This is a genomic window from Streptomyces callyspongiae, from assembly GCF_047200695.1.
Classification (GTDB): Bacteria; Actinomycetota; Actinomycetes; order Streptomycetales; family Streptomycetaceae; genus Streptomyces.
Genome location: NZ_JBJZOM010000008.1, coordinates 121,885 through 141,633, shown reverse-complemented (window position 1 = coordinate 141,633; position 19,749 = coordinate 121,885). Strand labels below are relative to the sequence as shown.

The window sequence follows — 19,749 nt, the reverse complement described above, 5'->3', positions numbered from 1 at the left end:
CACCGCGAGGGGAACGCATGAGCAACATCCCGGAGACCGGACGCACACCGCGCATCACGATCCGCATGGTGGCCATCCAGATCCTGGTGTTCTCCCTGCTGATCACTCTCGGCGGGCGGCTCTGGTACCTGCAGATCCGCAACGGCGACGAATACACGGCGCAGGCCGTGGGCAACCACGTCCAGCAGGTCGTGGAGCCCGCCGTCCGCGGCTCCATCCTCGACGCCCGGGGCGTCCCCCTGGCCGACAACGAGACCCGGCTCGTCGTCTCCGCCTCCCGCACCGCCCTGCTGAAGATGGACGACGGCGGCGCCGCCGTCCTCACCCGCCTGGCCGAGGTGCTCGACCTGCCGCCGGACGACGTGAAGAAGCGGGTGCGGCTCTGCGACGCGGAGACCCCCAAACCCTGCTGGAACGGCTCGCCGTACCAGCCCATCCCCATCACCGACGAAGCCACCGCGCAACAGGCCCTCACCATCCGGGAACGCTCCGAGGACTTCCCCGGCATCACCGCCGAGCCCAAGGCCGTACGCCGCTACCCCGCGCCCTACGGCGCCGACACCTCCCAGGTGCTCGGTTACCTGTCGCCCGTCACCGACGAGGAGATCAAGGAGGCAGAGGACAGCGAGAACCCCTTCCTCCCCTCCGACCAGATCGGCCGTTCCGGGCTCGAGCGCAGCTACAACCAGGCGTTGCGCGGCGACGCCGGCGTCACCGACTACGAGGTCGACAAACTCGGCCGGGTCATGGGCCAGTCCGAGAGCCAGCGGCCCGAAGCCGGATCCACGCTCATCACCAGCATCGACTCCCGCATCCAGGCCGTCGCCGAGCGCGAGCTGAAGGCGGGCATGAAGATGGCGCGCACCCAGTTCGACCACAACACCGGCCGCAACTACGAAGCCGACGCCGGTGCCGTGGTCGTGATGGAGTCCGACACCGGGCGCCTCGTCGCCATGGCCTCCAACCCCGAGTACGACCCCAACTCCTGGGTCGGCGGCATCTCCGCCAAGGACTACGAGAGGCTCACGAGCAAGAAGTCGAACTACCCGCTGATCAACCGCGCCATCCAGGGCGTCGCCGCACCCGGATCGATCTTCAAGGTCGTCTCCAGCTCCGCCGCGGTGCGGGCCGGCTACCCCTTCGACGGCAGCTACGACTGCTCCTCGGCCTACAGCGTCGGCGGCCACGTCTTCAAGAACTACGAGTCCCAGAGCTACGGAGCGATCAACCTGGGCCGTGCCCTGGAGGTGTCCTGCGACACCGTCTTCTACCGCCTCGCCCACCAGGAGTGGAAGAAGGACGGCGGGATGGAGCCCAACAAGTCCGCGAACGACTGGTTCTACCGGACGGCGCACGACTTCGGCCTCGGTGAGGAGACCGGCATCGACCTCCCCAACGAGGTCAGCGGCCGCGTTCCGGACCGTCAGTGGAAGCGCGACTACTGGGAGGCGAACAACGACTCCTGGTGCAAGGTGAAGAACCCCAAGACCTTCGCCGAGAAGATCGCCAAGGAGAACTGCGTCTCCGGGATGAAGATGCGCGCCGGCGACGCCATCAACTACTCCATCGGCCAGGGCGACACCCTTGTCACCCCCATCCAGATGGCCGTCATCTACAGCGCCATCAGCAACGGCGGAAAACTGATGGACCCGACCGTGGGCAAGGCCGTCGTCAGCGCCGACGGCTCGACCGTGGACCCGATCGAGCCCAGCTCCCACGGCAAACTGCCCATCAGCAGGAAGACGCTGAACCAGATCGACCAGGCCCTCGCCGGAGTCGCCACGCACGGCACCGCGGCATGGCGGTTCGCCGACGTGGGATGGCCGCAGAAGAAGATCCCCATGCACGCCAAGACCGGTACGGCCGAGGTGTACGGCAAGCAGACCACCTCGTGGTTCGCCACCTACACCGACGACTACACCATCGTGATGACCATCTCCCAGGGCGGCACCGGCTCCGGAGCTTCCGGCCCCTACGTGCGCAACATCTACGACGCCATCTACGGGGTCCAGGAGGACGGCTCCATCAACAAGAAGAAGGCGCTGCTGCCGGAGCCGGAGAAGGCCCTCCCGAAAATCAGCAAGAACGGGCAGATCCTGTCCCGGTTCTCCAAGAAGTTCGAGGCCGCCAATCTCAAGGCCCAGGCCGGGGGCGACGACGGGAGCACCGAGTGACCGACCGTTCCTACGGACTGGCCGGCTACGGCCCCCAGCAGCGCTCCGCCTGGCGCCGCGCCACCGCGCGCGACTCCGTGCTGTGGCGCCTCGACTGGCCGCTGCTCACGGCCGGCACGGTGCTGTCCCTCCTGGGATCGCTCCTCGTCTGGTCCGCCACCCGCAACCGGGACACCCTCAACCACGGCGACCCGCAGTACTTCCTCTGGCGCCACGTGCTGAGTCTGCTCATCGGACTGGGCCTGATGGCCGGAACGGTCTGGCTCGGCCACCGGCGGCTGCGCGGTGCCGTTCCCGTGCTCTACGGCATCTCCGTGGTGCTCGCGCTCCTCGTCCTCACTCCCCTCGGTGCCACCATCAACGGCTCCCGGGCCTGGCTCGACCTCGGCGGCGGGCTCTCGCTCCAGCCCGCCGAGTTCGTCAAGGTCACCGTGATACTGGCGATGGCGATGCTGCTGGCCGCCCGGGTCGACGCGGGCGACCGCGAGTTCCCCGACCACCGCACTGTGCTGCAGTCGCTCGGCATGGCAGCCGTCCCCATCGGCGTCATCATGCTCATGCCCGACCTCGGCTCCACGATGGTCGTCGTGTGCATCGTGCTGGGCGTCCTGCTCGCCTCCGGCGCCTCCTACCGCTGGATCATCGGCCTCTCCCTCGCGGGCATCGGCGGAGCTGTGGCCGTCTGGCTGCTCGGAGTGCTCGACGAGTATCAGATCAACCGCTTCGCCGCGTTCGCCAACCCCTCGCTCGACCCCCGAGGGGTCGGCTACAACACCAACCAGGCGCGCATCGCCATCGGCTCCGGAGGGCTCTGGGGCAAGGGACTCTTCGACGGCACCCAGACCACCGGCCAGTTCGTCCCCGAGCAGCAGACCGACTTCATCTTCACCGTGGCCGGCGAGGAACTCGGCTTCGTCGGCGGCGCGGCCATCATCGGCCTCATCGGCCTGGTGCTGTGGCGCGCCTGCCGCATCGCCCGCGAGACCACCGAGCTCTACGGCACCATCGTCGCCGCCGGCATCATCGCCTGGTTCGCGTTCCAGACCTTCGAGAACATCGGCATGACTCTCGGCATCATGCCCGTCGCGGGCCTGCCGCTGCCGTTCGTCTCCTACGGCGGCACCTCCATGTTCGCGGTGTGGATCTCCATCGGCCTGCTGCAATCGATCAAGGTGCAACGACCGGTGTCCGCCTGACACCCACCGGTCGGCGTTGCCGTACGTCCTCCAGGGGCCTACGTTTCCCTCATGGCGGACATGGTGCGCGAGGTCGAGCGGAAGTACGAGGCCACCGACGACACCGAACTCCCCGACCTCCACGTCAAGGGCGTGGCCACGGTCACCGACCGCGGCCACGCCACCCTCCGCGCCGTCTACTGGGACACCGCCGACTCGCGTCTCGCCGCCGACGGGGTCACCCTGCGCCGCCGCACCGGCGGCACCCATGAGGGCTGGCACCTCAAACTTCCCGCAGGCCCGCACACCCGCGACGAGTACCGCGTCCCCCTCGCCGCGTCGCCGCCGCGCACCCTGACCGCCCTCGTCCGCTCACGCGCGCGCACCGAGCCGCTGGAGCCGATCGTGGAACTCACCTCCGAACGTCACACGTTCCACCTCCAGGACGCCGAGGGAACTCTGCTGGCCGAGGTGTCCCGCGACACGGTGACCGCCACCCGGCTCGGCACCGACGACACCCCGACCGCACACTGGACCGAGATCGAGGCAGAACTCGCCGACGGGCCTCCCGAACTCCTCGAGCGCGTCGGGAAGCGACTGCGCAAGGCCGGCCTCCGGCCGTCACGCGCGGCATCGAAACTGCAGCGCGCGCTCGACGAGACCGGCGGAACGCCGCCCTCCTCCGAACCCGGGCCCCCGCCGACGCCGCGGAACGCCGGAGACCACGTCCTGGCCTACGTCCGCACCCAGGTGCGCGCGCTCGTCGCCCTGGACCCGGCCGTGCGCCGGAACCAGCCCGACTCCGTGCACCGGATGCGGGTCGCGACACGGCGACTGCGCAGCTGCTTCCGCTCCCACCGCGCCGTCCTCGACCGCTCCACCACCGATGCCCTCGGAGAGGAACTGCGGTGGCTCGCCGCAGAACTGGGCCAGGACCGGGACCGCGAGGTGCTCATGGACCGCCTCCTCGACCACCTCGCGCACCTTCCCCGCCCCCTCCGGCTCGGCCCGGTGCGCACCCGGCTGCACACCTACGACCGCGCACGCCGTACCCGCAGCCGCCGCAGTGTCACCGCGGTCCTCGACGGACGCCGCTACCTCGCCCTCCTCGACGCCCTCGCCGACCTGCTCGCCGACCCGCCTCTGCGACCGGCCGCGGCGAAGCCCGCCGAGCGCGTCCTCGCCCGCGCCGTCCGCCGTGACACCGCACGTCTCGACGCCCGCGTGCGCGAGGCGCTCGCCGCCCCGGCAGGAGACGCACGCGACCAGGCCCTGCACCGCGCACGGAAAGCGGCGAAACGCGCCCGCTACGCCGCCGAGGTCGCACGCCCCGCCCTGGGGAAGCCGGCGGCGAAACACGTCGAACGGACGACCGCTCTCCAGCGGCTCCTGGGCGACCACCACGACGGCGTCGTCGCCCGGGCCGCACTGCGCGACCTCGCACAGCAGGCACACGACGCCGGCGAGCACTCGTTCACCTACGGTGTGCTGTACGAGCAGGAGAGGACGCTCGCACAGGGCTACGAGCGCGACCTGCCTGCCGCCCGGCGTGCCGCGACCGAGCACCGCTTCTGACGCGTCCACGGCGGGGGAGGGGCCGGCTCCGGGGCACGTTACGCTGGAGAGTCACCTCACCCGAAGACGCCGCACCCTGATCCGAGGACACCACCCATGCCAGTCGAGTCGGTCTTCCCGCGCCTGGAGGCACTCCTCCCGCACGTCCAGAAGCCGATCCAGTACGTCGGCGGCGAGCTCAACTCCACCGTCAAGGACTGGGACTCCACCGACGTCCGCTGGGCGCTGATGTACCCGGACGCCTACGAGGTGGGCCTGCCCAACCAGGGCGTCATGATCCTCTACGAAGTGCTCAACGAGCGTGAGGGCGTGCTGGCCGAGCGCACCTACAGCGTCTGGCCCGACCTCGAGAAGCTCATGCGCGAGCACGGCGTGCCGCAGTTCACCGTCGACGCGCACCGTCCCGTGGGCGCCTTCGACGTGCTCGGTGTCTCCTTCGCCACCGAGCTGGGCTACACCAACCTCCTCACCGCCCTCGAGCTCTCCGACGTCCCCCTGGCGGCGGCGGACCGCACCGAGGACCATCCGATCGTGATGGCGGGCGGCCATGCCGCCTTCAACCCGGAGCCGATCGCCGAGTTCATCGACTGCGCAGTCGTCGGGGACGGCGAGCAGGCGGTGCTGGAGATCACCGACATCATCCGCGCCTGGAAGGACGAGGGACGCCCGGGTGGGCGGGAGGAGCTGCTGTTCCGCCTGGCCAGGACGGGTTCGGTGTACGTGCCGGGCTTCTACGACGTCGAGTACCTGGCGGACGGCAGGATCTCCCGTGTGGTGCCGAACCGCTCCGGTGTGCCGTGGCGCGTCTCGAAGCACACGGTCATGGACCTGGACGACTGGCCGTACCCGAAGCAGCCGCTGGTGCCCCTGGCCGAGACGGTGCACGAGCGCATGTCGGTGGAGATCTTCCGCGGCTGCACGCGCGGCTGCCGGTTCTGCCAGGCCGGCATGATCACCCGACCGGTCCGGGAACGCTCCATCACCGGTATCGGCGACATGGTCGACAAGGGCCTCAAGAACACGGGCTTCGAGGAGGTCGGCCTGCTGTCGCTGTCCTCCGCCGACCACAGCGAGATCGGGGACGTCGCCAAGGGGCTGGCCGACCGCTACGAAGAGGACAAGATCGGCCTCTCGCTGCCCTCCACCCGGGTCGACGCCTTCAACATCGACCTCGCCAACGAGCTCACTCGCAACGGGCGTCGTTCCGGCCTCACCTTCGCGCCCGAGGGAGGGAGCGAGCGGATCCGGAAGGTCATCAACAAGATGGTCTCGGAGGACGACCTGATCCGCACCGTCGCCACCGCCTACGGCAACGGCTGGCGGCAGGTGAAGCTCTACTTCATGTGCGGCTTGCCGACCGAGACGGACGAGGACGTGCTCCAGATCGGCGACATGGCGGTCAACGTGATCGCCAAGGGCCGCGAGGTCGCGAAGTCCAACGACATCCGGTGCACGGTCTCCATCGGCGGGTTCGTACCCAAGCCGCACACGCCGTTCCAGTGGGCGCCGCAGCTGTCCGCGGAGGAGACCGATGCCCGGCTGGGCAAGCTCCGCGACAAGATCCGCGCGGACAAGAAGTACGGCCGCTCCATCGGTTTCCGCTACCACGACGGTCGGCCGGGCATCGTGGAGGGACTGCTCTCCCGCGGCGACCGGCGGGTCGGTGACGTCATCCGCGAGGTGCACCGCCGGGGCGGCCGCTTCGACGGCTGGCGCGAGTACTTCAGCTACGACCAGTGGATGGAGGCGGCCGCGGCGACGCTGCCCGAGCACGGCGTGGACGTCGACTGGTACACGACCCGGGAGCGTGCCTACGAGGAGGTCCTTCCCTGGGACCACCTCGACTCCGGTCTCGACAAGGACTGGCTCTGGGAGGATTGGCAGGACGCCCTCGACGAGACCGAGGTCGAGGACTGCCGCTGGGACCCCTGCTTCGACTGTGGCGTGTGTCCTCAGATGGGCACCGACATCCAGATCGGTCCCACGGGCAAGAAGCTCCTGCCGCTGACGGTGAAGTGAGCCGCCGGGCGGTCCGCACGGGCTGCCCGGGGAAAGCCCCTGGCATCTCCCCGGGGCGGTCGGCAGACTGCCGGGCATGCCCGAACTGATGCTTCCGACCACCGCCGTCCGCCGCTCCTTCGTCGCCGCGATGGCGGAGTTCGAGGCGGAGGGGCGCTCCGGCGACGGCACGTCCCTGGGGGACGACCTCGCCGGGTTCGGCGGTGTCTGGCACGAGGCGGAGGGCTTCGCCGCCTATGTGGCGGCGGTCCGGGCGGACGAGTGCGAGGAGACGCTGCGGCGGGCCGGGTTCGTGCCGTGCACGACCTACTGGTACATCGACGGTGACACCTACCTCGGACGCTTCGCGATCCGGCACCGCCTCAACGATTTCCTCCACGAGCAGGGCGGGCACATCGGGTACGACGTGCGTCCCTCGGCGCGCAGGCGCGGCCACGCCACCGCGATGCTCCGTGAGGGGCTGCGGCACGCCCGTGTCCTGGGCATCGAACAGGTGCTGATCACCTGCGACCACGACAACTCCGCCTCGCGCAGGGTGATCGAGAGCGGTGGTGGGTCTTCGAGGACCGGCGCGGGGACAAGCTGCGGTACTGGGTACCGACGGTCTGAGCCCCCGGATCCGGAGAGGCGCGTACTCTGGACGGCAGGATCATCCGTGCGTGGGCGCACCACAGGGGCGCGACGGTACGGACTTCCGCCCCCTTGCACCTGTACATCCAAGGGCGGCCGCCCGGGGCGTGCCGCCCTGCACCGAGGAGAGAACCCTGGGCAAGCGACAGCCCGAAGGCCCGCCGCCCGCACCCGCGGTGCAGCGCATCCGACTGCGCTACACCAAGCGCGGCCGCCTCCGGTTCACCAGTCACCGTGACTTCCAGCGCGCCTTCGAGCGCGCGCTGCGGCGCGCCGAGGTGCCCATGGCGTACTCGGCGGGATTCACGCCGCACCCGAAGGTGTCCTACGCCAATGCGGCGCCGACGGGTACCGCCAGTGAGGCCGAGTACCTGGAGATCGGCCTCGTCTCCCGGCGTGATCCGGAGGATCTGCGCCGGAAGCTCGACGCCTGCATGCCGACGGGCCTCGACCTGACGGATGCGGTGGAGGCCCGCACCTCCGACTTCACCGACCGGCTCCGGGCCTCGGCCTGGGAACTGCGGATGGAGGGGGTGGCCCACGACGAGGCACGCCGTGCGGTCGACGCCTTCCTCGCGGCGGAGACGGTCGAGGTCCGGCGGAGGACGAAGAAGGGTATCCGGACCTTCGACGCACGCGCTGCCGTGGCTGCGCTCGACATCGGTGCGGTCACGCGGAGCGAGCACGATGGGCCGGGACAGCATCCTTGTGCGATACTGCGGCTGGTAGTGCGGCACCTGACACCTGCCGTACGACCCGACGACGTCCTGTCCGGGCTCCGCGCTACGGCCGACCTGGCGCCGCCGGTCCCTGTCGAGGTGACCAGGCTGGCGCAGGGGCCGCTCGATGAGGAGTCCGGCACGGTGACCGACCCGCTGGTGCCCGACCGCGACGCAGCCCTCGCCGCGACGGCGCCGAGCGCGGTCGCCCCGGAGACGACCGGGGCCGTCACCGCGTAGGTACGCAGTCGACGCGTCGCCGCCGACGCGAGCGCCAGGGAGCCACCCTGGCAGCTGACCGGCAGGCGGGCGCATGGAGACAGAAGACTTTCGCCGTAGCCGGACCCGCAGGGACGGAACCGGCGAGTGACACGAACAGCTCCCGAGCGGCGCCCGCGCCCGACGGGACGCGGCAGCGCGAGAGGCGCAGGCCGCGACCGGAGGGGCGTGGCGCCCGGGAGCGTGACGGGAGAACTGCCCGCATGCCCGAGCGCACCGACTCCGCAGCCGCGGAGAACATCGAGAACACGCAGAAGACACCGCTGGCGACCGGGCCGGCCGATCGTTCGGAGGCTGCCGGCAGCCCGAGCGACACCCTGCCCCCGCGCCGCCGGCGCCGCGCGTCGGCCCCGGCGGGTGCGCCGCCCGCGGCCCCTGCGGCACCTGCCCCGGAGAGCCTGCCCGCTGCCGCGGAAGCCGCTCACGAGGTGGCCCAGGACAGTGCCCCGGCGGTTTCCGCGGAGCCTCCTGCCCGTCCGCGCCGTCGCGCCACGCGGAAGACCGCCGCTCCGTCGGCCGCTTCCGCGGCGCAGGTCCAGGACGCGCCACCTGTCAGTGAGGGTGTGAGCGGGGCGACCGCTTCGGGTGCCGCCGCCGTGGCGGCGGACGAGCTGTCCGCTGCCGGTGGGGCGACCGGCGGGGAGGACGCGCACGCCCAGGAGTCTGCTGCTGCCGATGCGCCGCGGCGCACGCGGCGGCGTGCCACCCGTCGTACTTCCGCACCCGCGGGGGCTCCGGAGTCCGCCGGGAGCGGCGACCGGCCTGCCGGGAACGTCCGGGACGGCGGGGACGGCGGGGACACCGCCACCGCGGCCCCGGAATCCGGCTCCGTCCAGGACTCCGAATCAGCAGCCGGGGAGAAGGCGGCCGCCACGGCCGGCGGTACGTCCCGGGGCGGGGCTGCCCGTTCCCGTCGGCGGTCCACGCACGGGGAGTCCTCCGCCGCAGCCGACACCGCGGTGGACGAGGCGTCCGGCAAGGCCGCGCAGGACGGGAAGGCCGGTTCCGCGAAGGACGGCTCCGAGGAGCCGTCCGCAGCGGGCCGTACGCGCCGCCGGTCGGCGCGGAAGGCCGCCGGTGCTCCGCAGGAGCAGGGAGCGGAGAAGGCTGCTACGGCCGGTTCCGCGAAGGCTGCTGACGGGGCCGGCGAGACCGAGCGGTCCGCCGGTGGCGGGTCTGCCCGCAAGCCGGCGGCGAAGCCGCCCGTGGCAGTGTTCCAGGCACCCGTCTTCACCGAGCCGATGTTCCAGACTCCGCAGAGTGCCGCCGCCGAGGCCGCCGCCGAGCGGGCTCTTGCGGAGGACGGCGAGGACGAGCAGGACGAGCAGGACGGGGCCCCCTCCGCCCCCGCCGGCCGTGGCCGTCGGGGCGGCGGCGAGGACGACGGTGGCGACTCCCGTGCCGACGAGGCGGACGACGAGGGCGGCGACGGCGACCGTCCCACGCGCCGTCGCCGGCGCGGCGGGCGTCGCCGCCGCCGCGGCGAGCAGGCCGAGACGCAGGACGCCGCCCGTGGTGCCGATTCGGGGCCCGACGAGGAGGGCCGTTCCGGCGACGAGGACGACGAACCGGAGGACGCGCGGGACGAGTCCGGTTCCGGGCGTGGGACGGAGTCGGACGGGTCCGGTGCCGGCTCGGGCGGCTCGTCCAGCAGCTCGCGGCGCCGGCGCCGGCGCCGCCGCCGCAGCGGGGACAGCCCCGACAGCGCGCCGTCGGACGGCGACCCGGAGCGGACCGTCGTCAAGATCCGCGAGCCGCGGAAGAAGAAGGACCCGGAGCCTGCGGACGAGGTGCAGGCCATCAAGGGCTCGACCCGGCTGGAGGCGAAGAAGCAGCGGCGCCGTGAAGGCCGCGAGCAGGGCCGGCGGCGGGTGCCGATCATCACCGAGGCGGAGTTCCTCGCCCGCCGCGAGGCCGTCGAGCGCGTCATGGTGGTGCGCCAGAACGGCGATCGCACGCAGATCGGGGTGCTCGAGGACGACGTCCTCGTCGAGCACTTCGTGAACAAGGAGCAGTCGACCTCGTACGTCGGCAACGTCTACCTCGGCAAGGTGCAGAACGTCCTGCCGTCGATGGAGGCGGCGTTCGTCGACATCGGCAAGGGACGCAACGCCGTTCTCTACGCCGGTGAGGTCAATTTCGAGGCACTCGGCATGGCGAACGGCCCGCGGCGCATCGAGACGGCGCTGAAGTCCGGCCAGCCGGTGCTCGTCCAGGTGACCAAGGACCCGATCGGGCACAAGGGCGCGCGGCTCACCAGTCAGGTGTCGCTGCCGGGCCGGTACCTGGTGTACGTGCCCGAGGGGTCGATGACCGGCATCAGCCGCAAGTTGCCCGACACCGAGCGGGCGCGGCTGAAGCAGATCCTCAAGCAGGTCGTCCCGGAGAACGCCGGTGTGATCGTCCGTACCGCGGCCGAGGGCGCGAGCGAGGAGGAGTTGCGCCGCGACGTGGAGCGGCTGCAGGCGCAGTGGGAGGACATTCGGAAGAAGTCGCAGAAGGGCAACGCGCCGACGCTGCTCTACGGCGAGCCGGACATGACGGTCCGTGTCGTCCGCGACATCTTCAACGAGGACTTCTCCAAGGTCGTCGTCTCCGGTGAGCAGGCATGGGAGACGATCCACGGGTACGTGTCGCATGTCGCACCGGACCTGGTGGAACGGCTCCAGAAGTGGACGTCCGACGTGGACGTGTTCGCCACGCACCGGATCGACGAGCAGCTCACCAAGGCGCTGGACCGCAAGGTGTGGCTGCCCAGCGGTGGTTCGCTGGTGATCGACCGGACCGAGGCGATGGTCGTGGTCGATGTGAACACCGGCAAGTTCACCGGCCAGGGCGGCAACCTCGAGGAGACCGTCACCAGGAACAACCTGGAGGCGGCCGAGGAGATCGTGCGGCAGCTGCGGCTCCGCGACCTGGGCGGCATCATCGTGATCGACTTCATCGACATGGTGCTGGAGTCCAACCGCGACCTGGTACTGCGGCGGCTCCTCGAGTGCCTGGGCAGGGATCGTACGAAGCACCAGGTGGCCGAGGTCACCTCGCTGGGGCTGGTCCAGATGACGCGCAAGCGCGTGGGTCAGGGCCTGCTCGAGTCGTTCTCCGAGCCGTGCGTGCACTGCAACGGCCGGGGCCTGATCGTGCACGTCGAGCAGGCGCATGCCGCCGGTGGCGGCGGGGGCGGCAAGAAGAGCCGGAAGAAGCAGAAGGCCGCGGCTCAGGCGGCCGCCGCCGAGGTGGAGACCGCAGCCGCGCCGGAGGCCGAGCCGGAGCGGGCCGCGGGAGAGGCCGAGAAGTCCGAGAAGCCGGGGAAGCTGCCCGAGCCGGAGTTCGTCCCGGACGAGGAGCTCTACAGCACGGCTGCCGAGGCCGAGGCGGCGGCTGCGCGCGGCGGACGTTCCCGTCGCCGGGGCGGCCGCAAGGCGTCCGCGCCGGCAGGGCCGCCGAAGGCGGAGTCCGAGGCGTCTGCGGAGGCGGAGAAGCCGGCGAGGAAGTCCGGGCGGAAGTCCGCGGAGAAGGCCGGGAAGAAGTCGGCGAGCAAGGCCGCGGAGCCCGCTGCGGAGTCGGTGTCGCAGGCTGCGCCGTCCGGGGCCGCGACGGAGTCGTCGGACGGGACTGCTCCGGAGCCTGCCGCGGGGCAGCGTTCCCGGCGCCGCGCGCGCCGGAAGGCGTCCGCGCCGGCGGGCGCGCCGCAGGGCGACGCCGCAGAGGCCGCCGGTTCGATCGTGGTGTCCGCAGCGGCGTCGACGGAGGCCCAGGGCTCTCCGGAGCCCCCGGTGCAGGAGTCCGCTGCGGCGGACGGTGGTTCGGTTTCGGCGGAGGCGGCGCCGCGTGGCCGTCGTCGGGCGACGAGGAAGGCGTCGGCGCCGGCCGGTGTGCCGGAGGTGGCGGAGGGCGACGGCAGCGCGATCGTCGTGCCCGCGGTCGACCGGTCCGCTGCAGCGGGTTCCGATGCCGCACAGTCCTCGGTGCAGGAGTCCGCTGCGGCGGACGGTGGTTCGGTTTCGGCGGAGGCGGCGCCGCGTGGCCGTCGTCGGGCGACGAGGAAGGCGTCGGCGCCGGCCGGCCCGCCGGAGGTGGCGGAGAGCGAGGAGGGCGCGATCGTGCTTCCCGCCGCCCGCGTCGAGGACTCCGCGCGGCAGGCTTCCGAGGGCGGCGGAGCCGTGGAGGAGTCCCCGGATTCCGGGAGTGCCAAGAAGTCGGCACGTTCCGCGGCGAAGAAGGCGACCGCCCGCAAGAGCAGCACGGCGAAGAAGGCTGCTCCGAGGAAGTCGGCCGCGAGGAAGTCGGCCGCGAGGAAGGCGACCGCGAGGAAGGCCGACGCGGCCGAGAGCGCCGGAGCCTCCGCGGGTACGGAGAACGGAGCGGACGCCACGGTGGAGACGAAGGCGGCGAAGCGGGCGGCGGCGGCCGACCAGCAGAGCGCGCCGTCCGTTTCGGCCCCGGCCGAGGACTGACGGGCGGGCCGGCCCGGTCCGCCCCGTGCGGGAGTGGACCGGGCCGGGTTTGACCCGCTGGTCAAGGCCCCGTAGCCTTGACCTTCGGCGTGTCGTCAGGATGCGCCGCACTTCTGAGCAACTCCCTCCCGGGTCGATGTCGCGACATCCGCGGGAGAGGCCGTTCATTCCTCAGCGGAACCGTCGGGATTCACCTCCCGCCTGGGCGGCTGGCATCAGAGGTCCGAATCGAGCGAGAGAGAGCGAGAGTCGTGTACGCGATCGTGCGCACCGGTGGCCGCCAGCAGAAGGTCGCCGTCGGCGATGTCATCGAGGTTGACCGTATTTCCACCAGTGAGGTCGGCGACAACGTCGAACTCTCGGCCCTGCTCGTGGTGGACGGCGAGTCCGTCACCAGCGACCCGTGGGTGCTGGCCGGCGTGAAGGTTCAGGCCGAGGTCGTGGACCACCACAAGGGTTCGAAGATCCGGATCCAGAAGTACAAGAACAAGACCGGTTACAAGAAGCGGATCGGTCACCGCCAGCTGCACACCGCGCTGAAGATCACCGACATCCCCGCCCCGGCCGCGAAGTAAGGGACTGAGAACACATGGCACACAAGAAGGGCGCATCGTCCACCCGGAACGGCCGCGACTCCAACCCGCAGCGGCTCGGTGTGAAGCGCTTCGGCGGTCAGCTCGTCAACGCCGGTGAGATCCTGGTCCGTCAGCGCGGCACCCACTTCCACCCGGGCACCGGCGTCGGTCGCGGTGGCGACGACACCCTGTTCGCGCTGGACGCGGGTTCGGTGCAGTTCGGCACCCGTCACGGCCGCAAGGTCGTGAACATCGTTCCGGGCGAGTAACGGCCCGGTTCGGCACCGACACACTTCGCGAGGGCGGACCGCCGCTTCCCGTACGGGGGGCGCGGGACCGCCCTCGCCGTGTTCGCCACCCCGGCGCCCGGCAGGCGGCCGTGCTCCGCGACCCCACGCACCCCCTCACGCCAGTGATCCCCATGCCAGGAGGCATCCCGTCATGACCACCTTCGTGGACCGCGTCGACCTGCACATCGCCGCGGGCAACGGCGGACACGGCTGCGCTTCCGTGCACCGGGAGAAGTTCAAGCCGCTGGGCGGCCCCAACGGGGGGAACGGTGGGCGTGGCGGCGATGTGGTGCTGGTGGTGGACTCGGGTGTGACCACGCTCCTGGAGTACCACCACGGTCCGCATCGCAAGGCCGCCAACGGCAAGCCCGGAGAGGGCGGTCACCGGTCCGGCAAGGACGGCGGCGATCTCGTGCTGTTGGTGCCGGACGGCACGGTGGTGCTGGACGGCTCCGGCACCGTCCTCGCCGACCTGGTGGGCGAGGGGACCACGTTCATCGCCGCCCAGGGCGGCCGCGGCGGTCTGGGGAACGCCGCCCTGGCGTCGGCGCGCCGCAAGGCGCCCGGGTTCGCGCTGCTCGGTGAACCGGGGGAGACGCGTGACATCGTCCTGGAGCTGAAGACCGTCGCGGACGTCGCGCTGGTCGGCTACCCGTCGGCCGGCAAGTCCTCCCTCATCTCGGTGATGTCGGCGGCCAAGCCCAAGATCGCGGACTATCCGTTCACCACATTGGTCCCCAACCTCGGCGTGGTGACCGCGGGTGCCACCGTGTACACGGTGGCGGACGTTCCCGGTCTGATCGAGGGAGCGAGCGAGGGCCGGGGGCTGGGCCTGGAGTTTCTGCGGCACGTGGAGCGCTGCGAGGTGCTGGTGCACGTACTCGACTGCGCGACGCTGGAGTCGCACCGGGACCCGCTCTCCGACCTCGATGCCATCGAGAGCGAACTCGCCCAGTACGGCGGACTGGACGGCCGACCGCGGTTGGTCGCTCTCAACAAGACCGACGTCCCCGACGGCAAGGACCTCGCGGACATCATCCGTCCCGACCTGGAGTCCCGCGGGTACCGGGTGTTCGAGGTCTCGGCCGTCGCCCGCACGGGTCTGAAGGAACTGTCCTTCGCGCTCGCCGGCATCGTGGAGGAGGCGCGCGCCGCCCGCCCGCCGCAGGAGGCCACGCGTGTCGTGATCCGTCCCCGGCCCGTGGACGACACGGGATTCACGGTCAGCAAGGAGGGCGAGCTGTACCGGGTGCGGGGCGAGAAGCCGGAACGGTGGGTGCGGCAGACCGACTTCCACAACGACGAGGCCGTCGGCTACCTCGCCGACCGGTTGAACCGTCTCGGGGTGGAGGACGCGCTGCTCGATGCGGGGGCCCGGGAGGGCGACGGAGTGGCCATCGGGCCGGAGGGCGAGGCGGTCGTCTTCGACTGGGAGCCCGCCATGGCCGCCGGTGCGGAGATGCTCGGCCGGCGTGGCCAGGACCAGCGCATGGACGCGCCTCGGCCCGCCGCGCAGCGCCGCCGCGACCGGCAGGCCGAACGCGACGAGGTCCAGGGCGCCTTCGACGACTTCGATCCGTTCGCCTGACGGGCCGACGGGCCGACGGGCCGACGACGTGTGGCCCCTGCCCCCGCGGAGGCGGAGGCAGGGGCCACGGTGTGTTCCGGGGATCCCGTCAGCAGTTCGGCGCGCTCCAGAACTGGCTGGACTTGTTGCCCACGTGGGTGTGGTCGTTGTGGTTCGGGTAGCCCTGGCTGAGGATCTCCTCGAAGCCCGAGTCCTTCGCCTCGTCGAACATGGAGCACTGCGAGGGACCGCTGGCCAGGCCGAGGTCCGCTGCCTGCCCGTACATGTGGAGGCTCGTCGAGGAGCCGCCGACCGAGCTGTTGCAGGAGATGCTGCGGAAACCGGAGGTGATCACGATGGGCCGGTCGCCCAGCTTGTGCCGCAGGGCCTCCAGCTGCCACATGATGCGGCGGATGTTCTGCTTCGCGGTGGCTGCCGAGACCTTGCCGCCGGTGAAGTCGTTCTCGCCGCAGCTGTTGTTGAATTCGCCGTAGCTGAAGTGGACCGGTGTGCAGTCGGCGTCCTGCAGTGCGTAGAGCTTGTTGAAGGTCTGCGACCCGGCGACACCGTCGGCGGTCAGACCGTAGCCGGCCTGGAAACGTCTCACGGCGGACTCCGTCGCGGGGCCGAACTGGCCGTCGATGGCGATGTTCTGGCCGCGGGCCGCCCAGCCTGCGACGCGCTCCTGGAGCTGCGCCACGTCGCTTCCGCTCGAGCCGTTGCTGAGCGTACGGCTCCAGGTGTAGCAACTGTCCGCGGCAGCGGTTTCGGCGGTGGCGAGGTTCGCCGTGAGGCCGCCGGCCACCAGCAGGACGGCTGCGAGCAGGCCGCGCAGTGCGCGCAGCCCGAAGAGGCGATGGTGCGCCATGGACTCCTCCAGGGACATCGGGATCCGAATTTGACATGTACAGTAGAAAAGATCCGCTGTCTGTCAAGGCCGCCGCGACATCCCGCACCTGATCCGCGGACGCCGGACCACCCAGCCGTGACACGTCCGTCCGACTCCCGGACACGGCCCCGCGCACCGGTACGCCTGCCGTAGATTTGCTCCTCGAGACCGCACTGAACAGCACGAGAAGGAACGGGCAACGACGTGTCAGGCGCAGCAGGCCGACAGCAGGCCGTGGCGGACGCCCGCCGGATCGTGGTCAAGGTCGGCTCCTCGTCGCTCACCACTGCCGCGGGCGGCCTCGACGCGGACCGGGTCGACGCACTCGTGGACGCCCTGGCCGCACACCCGGATCGGGAGGTCGTGCTGGTCTCGTCCGGCGCGATCGCCGCCGGCCTGGCGCCGTTGGGGCTCACGCGCCGGCCGCGCGACCTCGCACGCCAGCAGGCCGCGGCAAGCGTCGGCCAGGGACTGCTGGTCGCCCGCTACACGGCATCCTTCGCCCGCTACGGGCGCCGGGTGGGGCAGGTGCTGCTCACCGAGGACGACACCAGTCGCCGCGCGCACTACCGCAACGCGTACCGCACGCTCGACCAACTCCTGGCGATGGGCGCCGTACCGGTCGTCAACGAGAACGACACGGTGGCCACCGACGAGATCCGTTTCGGCGACAACGACCGGCTCGCCGCCCTCGTGGCCCACCTCGTCCGCGCCGATCTGCTCGTCCTGCTGTCCGACGTCGACGGTCTGTACGACGGAGACCCGGCCACCCCCGGTACCTCGCGGATCGCCGAGGTCGGCGGGCCCGCCGAGCTGGACGGCCTCGACATCGGCTCCGCCGGCAGCTCCGGAGTCGGCACCGGTGGCATGGTCACCAAGGTCGAGGCGGCCCGCATCGCCGCCGCTGCCGGGGTGCCCGTGATCCTCACCTCGGCCGGGCGGGCCGGGCAGGCCCTCGCCGGTAGCGTCACCGGGACCTATTTCCGTCCCACTGGGCGCCGCACCGCCGGCAGACTGCTCTGGCTGGCGCACGCCAGCACACCCCGAGGTGCCCTGGTGCTGGACGACGGGGCTGTCTCGGCCGTCGTCGACGAGCACCGTTCGCTGCTCCCCGCGGGCGTCACCCGCGTGGAGGGGGACTTCACGGCCGGGGACCCGGTCGAGCTCCGGGACGACCGCGGCCGTGCGGTGGCACGAGGGCTCGTCAACTTCGACGCACGGGAGATCCCCCGCCTCCTCGGCCGCTCCACCCACGAACTCGCCCGCGAACTCGGCCCCGCCTACGAACGGGAGGTCGTCCACCGGGACGACCTGGTGGTGCTGCACCGCTGAGGAGGGCCGGCCGTCGTTCGCCTGTTCGCCTGACGCCCGCACGGGGTGTCAGGTACGGACGGGATCGGTGAAAGTCCCGCCAATCGGCGGACAGCTTCGGTAAAAAGGCCACGCCGCTCCGCGGGGACTGGTCGACTGCACACGCGGCGTCGTGGGGGCCACGGCCGCCGCAACCGAAGCGGGAGCAGGGCAGGCAGCAGCACTTCGCACCACACCAGCCATACCAGGAGGCCCGGGTGAGACGACTGGCAAGCGTCGGGGTCTCGGCACCCCCGGACTGCGAGCGGGCCGCACACGGCGCGCGGAACGAGGAGCAGGAGACCTCGCGGCTGTGGCACGTGACGCTCAGTGTGGCGGGCGCGGAGGCCCCCCTGAAGGAGGTGCGGCGCGCCCTGGAACAACTCGCCCACGACCACCCGTTCCTCCTCGCCAGCAGGTACGCCAACGATCGCGCGGAGATCCGGTACTGGGAGGAGGCGCGCGATCTGCACGATGCTGCGGCGGTCGCCCTGCGGCTCTGGGGCGAGCACCGCTCGACCGCGAACCTGCCGCCGTGGGAGATCGTGGGCCTGGAGGTCATCGGCCGCGAGACCTACCGGCAGCGCGTCGCGCAGGGACACGGCCCCGCCCCCGCCACCCCGGTGGGCGTCCACCCGTTCTGAGGAGCCCACGAGCCGTGTCACCCCGCGTCGCCGTGGCGTCCCGCAGCGTGGACGGTCGGAACCCGATCCCGCCCCTTTCTGGCTAAGCTGCACGGTATGAGTACCGGCGCAACCCCCGACCCGCCCGTGACCGCGGCCGCGCGGCGGGCCCGCGAGGCCGCCGCCGACCTGGCGCCGCTGCCCCGCACCGCGCGCGACGCGGCACTGCTCGCGATCGCCGACGCACTCGTCGAACGCGGTCCCGAGGTCCTCGCGGCGAACTCCCGCGACGTGGCCGCCGCCCGCGCGTCGGGCACGCCCGAGCCGACGGTGGATCGCCTCACCCTCACCACCGAGCGGATCGCCGCGATCGCCGACGACGTCCGCGACGTGGTGGCGCTGCCCGATCCCGTGGGCGAGGTGGTCCGCGGCTCGACCCTTCCCAACGGGCTGGAGCTCCGCCAGGTACGCGTACCGCTCGGCGTCGTCGGCATCGTCTACGAGGCCCGCCCCAACGTCACCGTCGATGCGGCGGCGTTGTGCCTGAAGTCCGGGAACGCGGTGCTGCTCCGCGGCTCGTCGTCCGCACACGCCTCGAACAGCGCGCTGGTCGAGGTGCTCCGGAGCGCCGTGGCCGGAGCCGGGCTGCCGGCCGATGCCGTCCAGCTGGTTCCCGGCGAGGGGCGGGAGCCCGTGCACGCGCTGATGACGGCGCGTGGGCTGGTCGACGTGCTCATCCCGCGCGGCGGCGCGTCCCTGATCCGCACGGTCGTCGCCGAGTCCACGGTCCCGGTCATCGAGACGGGCGTCGGCAACTGCCACGTGTACGTCGACGAGAGCGCCGACCCGGACACCGCGCTGCGCATCCTGCTCAACAGCAAGGCCCAGCGCCCCAGCGTGTGCAACGCCGCCGAGACGGTACTGGTGCATGCCGGGATCGCCGACACCTTCCTGCCCCGTGCCCTGGAGGCGCTGCACGCAGCCGGCGTCACGGTGCACGGCGACGCCGCATGGCAGAAGACCGGCGCCGCCGTCGTCCCGGCGACGGAGGCGGACTGGGAGACGGAGTACCTGGGGCACGAGATCGCGGCGGCGGTCGTGCCCACGCTCGGCGACGCGGTCGCCCACATCCGCCGCTGGAGCTCGGGCCACACGGAGGCGATCGTCACGCGCGACACCGAGGCCGCGCGGCGCTTCACCTCACTGGTGGATTCCACCGCGGTGATGGTCAACGCCTCCACCCGGTTCACCGACGGCAGCCAGTTCGGGTTCGGCGCCGAGATCGGGATCTCCACCCAGAAGCTGCACGCCCGCGGGCCCATGGGCCTCCCGGAGCTTACCTCCACCAAGTACGTGGTGACCGGTTCCGGGCACGTCCGCGAGTGACACCTGAACCCCCTTCGCATTCCGGCCGATTCCGCGCTCTC

General features: G+C 71.6%; 14 protein-coding genes. 13 read left to right on the top strand and 1 reads right to left on the bottom strand.

Features of this window, described 5'->3' with window-relative positions; translation table 11 throughout:
- The first annotated feature begins 17 nt into the window (after nucleotides 1-17).
- The 10 genes from mrdA to obgE all read left to right on the top strand — a co-directional run bounded on the left by mrdA (nucleotide 18) and on the right by obgE (nucleotide 15,481).
- Nucleotides 18-2,174: a penicillin-binding protein 2 gene (gene mrdA, locus ACL06G_RS10025; RefSeq protein WP_412785903.1), complete on the top strand. Its 2,157-nt coding sequence runs from the start codon at nucleotides 18-20 to the stop codon at nucleotides 2,172-2,174.
- Nucleotides 2,171-3,370, top strand: a complete 1,200-nt coding sequence (gene rodA, locus ACL06G_RS10020) for a rod shape-determining protein RodA (protein WP_412785904.1) — start codon at nucleotides 2,171-2,173, stop codon at nucleotides 3,368-3,370. Before mrdA ends, rodA begins: the two co-directional genes overlap by 4 nt.
- Nucleotides 3,371-3,421: 51 nt before the next feature.
- Nucleotides 3,422-4,924, top strand: a complete 1,503-nt coding sequence (locus ACL06G_RS10015) for a CYTH and CHAD domain-containing protein (RefSeq protein WP_412835750.1) — start codon at nucleotides 3,422-3,424, stop codon at nucleotides 4,922-4,924.
- A 96-nt stretch (nucleotides 4,925-5,020) separates the two neighbouring features.
- The gene (locus tag ACL06G_RS10010) at nucleotides 5,021-6,943 is read left to right on the top strand and encodes a TIGR03960 family B12-binding radical SAM protein (protein ID WP_412785906.1); all 1,923 of its coding nucleotides are present in this window, start codon (nucleotides 5,021-5,023) and stop codon (nucleotides 6,941-6,943) included.
- A gap of 76 nt (nucleotides 6,944-7,019) precedes the next feature.
- Complete coding sequence (locus tag ACL06G_RS10005; protein ID WP_412835749.1) at nucleotides 7,020-7,811, top strand: GNAT family N-acetyltransferase; 792 nt, start codon at nucleotides 7,020-7,022, stop codon at nucleotides 7,809-7,811.
- Complete coding sequence (locus tag ACL06G_RS10000) at nucleotides 7,750-8,532, top strand: TIGR03936 family radical SAM-associated protein (protein ID WP_412785990.1); 783 nt, start codon at nucleotides 7,750-7,752, stop codon at nucleotides 8,530-8,532. The genes ACL06G_RS10005 and ACL06G_RS10000 overlap by 62 nt, the downstream gene beginning before the upstream one ends.
- Before the next feature lie 242 nt (nucleotides 8,533-8,774).
- Complete coding sequence (locus ACL06G_RS09995) at nucleotides 8,775-13,028, top strand: Rne/Rng family ribonuclease (protein ID WP_412835748.1); 4,254 nt, start codon at nucleotides 8,775-8,777, stop codon at nucleotides 13,026-13,028.
- 251 nt (nucleotides 13,029-13,279) lie between these two features.
- The gene (rplU, locus tag ACL06G_RS09990) at nucleotides 13,280-13,603 is read left to right on the top strand and encodes a 50S ribosomal protein L21 (RefSeq protein ID WP_412785909.1); all 324 of its coding nucleotides are present in this window, start codon (nucleotides 13,280-13,282) and stop codon (nucleotides 13,601-13,603) included.
- A 14-nt stretch (nucleotides 13,604-13,617) separates the two neighbouring features.
- Nucleotides 13,618-13,872 (top strand): 50S ribosomal protein L27, encoded by a 255-nt coding sequence (gene rpmA, locus ACL06G_RS09985; protein ID WP_412785910.1) that lies wholly within the window; start codon nucleotides 13,618-13,620, stop codon nucleotides 13,870-13,872.
- Between the two features lie 172 nt (nucleotides 13,873-14,044).
- Nucleotides 14,045-15,481, top strand: a complete 1,437-nt coding sequence (gene obgE / locus ACL06G_RS09980) for a GTPase ObgE (protein ID WP_412835747.1) — start codon at nucleotides 14,045-14,047, stop codon at nucleotides 15,479-15,481.
- 88 nt (nucleotides 15,482-15,569) lie between these two features.
- Here the strand turns inward: obgE and ACL06G_RS09975 are convergent, their stop codons facing one another.
- A complete protein-coding gene (locus ACL06G_RS09975; RefSeq protein ID WP_412785912.1) occupies nucleotides 15,570-16,328 on the bottom strand; it encodes a D-Ala-D-Ala carboxypeptidase family metallohydrolase in 759 nt (252 codons plus the stop codon).
- A 255-nt stretch (nucleotides 16,329-16,583) separates the two neighbouring features.
- Between ACL06G_RS09975 and proB the strand changes: the two genes are divergently transcribed.
- From proB to ACL06G_RS09960, 3 genes are all read left to right on the top strand, one after another.
- Nucleotides 16,584-17,681, top strand: coding sequence for a glutamate 5-kinase (gene proB, locus ACL06G_RS09970; protein WP_412835757.1), 1,098 nt, complete (start codon nucleotides 16,584-16,586; stop codon nucleotides 17,679-17,681).
- 236 nt (nucleotides 17,682-17,917) lie between these two features.
- Nucleotides 17,918-18,343, top strand: coding sequence for a DUF8830 family protein (locus ACL06G_RS09965; RefSeq protein WP_412785913.1), 426 nt, complete (start codon nucleotides 17,918-17,920; stop codon nucleotides 18,341-18,343).
- Nucleotides 18,344-18,439: 96 nt separating this feature from the next.
- Entirely contained in the window at nucleotides 18,440-19,708 is a 1,269-nt protein-coding gene (locus tag ACL06G_RS09960; RefSeq protein WP_412785914.1) for a glutamate-5-semialdehyde dehydrogenase, read from the top strand.
- The last annotated feature ends 41 nt before the right edge of the window (nucleotides 19,709-19,749 follow it).

Excerpts from the sequence above, each read along its gene's own strand:
- mrdA (WP_412785903.1), top strand. The coding sequence starts at position 18 with ATGAGCAACATCCCGGAGACCGGACGCACACCGCGCATCACGATCCGC.
- ACL06G_RS10015 (WP_412835750.1), top strand. The coding sequence starts at position 3,422 with ATGGCGGACATGGTGCGCGAGGTCGAGCGGAAGTACGAGGCCACCGAC.
- ACL06G_RS10010 (WP_412785906.1), top strand. The coding sequence starts at position 5,021 with ATGCCAGTCGAGTCGGTCTTCCCGCGCCTGGAGGCACTCCTCCCGCAC.
- ACL06G_RS10005 (WP_412835749.1), top strand. The coding sequence starts at position 7,020 with ATGCCCGAACTGATGCTTCCGACCACCGCCGTCCGCCGCTCCTTCGTC.
- ACL06G_RS09995 (WP_412835748.1), top strand. The coding sequence starts at position 8,775 with ATGCCCGAGCGCACCGACTCCGCAGCCGCGGAGAACATCGAGAACACG.
- rpmA (WP_412785910.1), top strand. The coding sequence starts at position 13,618 with ATGGCACACAAGAAGGGCGCATCGTCCACCCGGAACGGCCGCGACTCC.
- obgE (WP_412835747.1), top strand. The coding sequence starts at position 14,045 with ATGACCACCTTCGTGGACCGCGTCGACCTGCACATCGCCGCGGGCAAC.
- ACL06G_RS09975 (WP_412785912.1), bottom strand. The coding sequence starts at position 16,328 with ATGGCGCACCATCGCCTCTTCGGGCTGCGCGCACTGCGCGGCCTGCTC.
- ACL06G_RS09960 (WP_412785914.1), top strand. The coding sequence starts at position 18,440 with ATGAGTACCGGCGCAACCCCCGACCCGCCCGTGACCGCGGCCGCGCGG.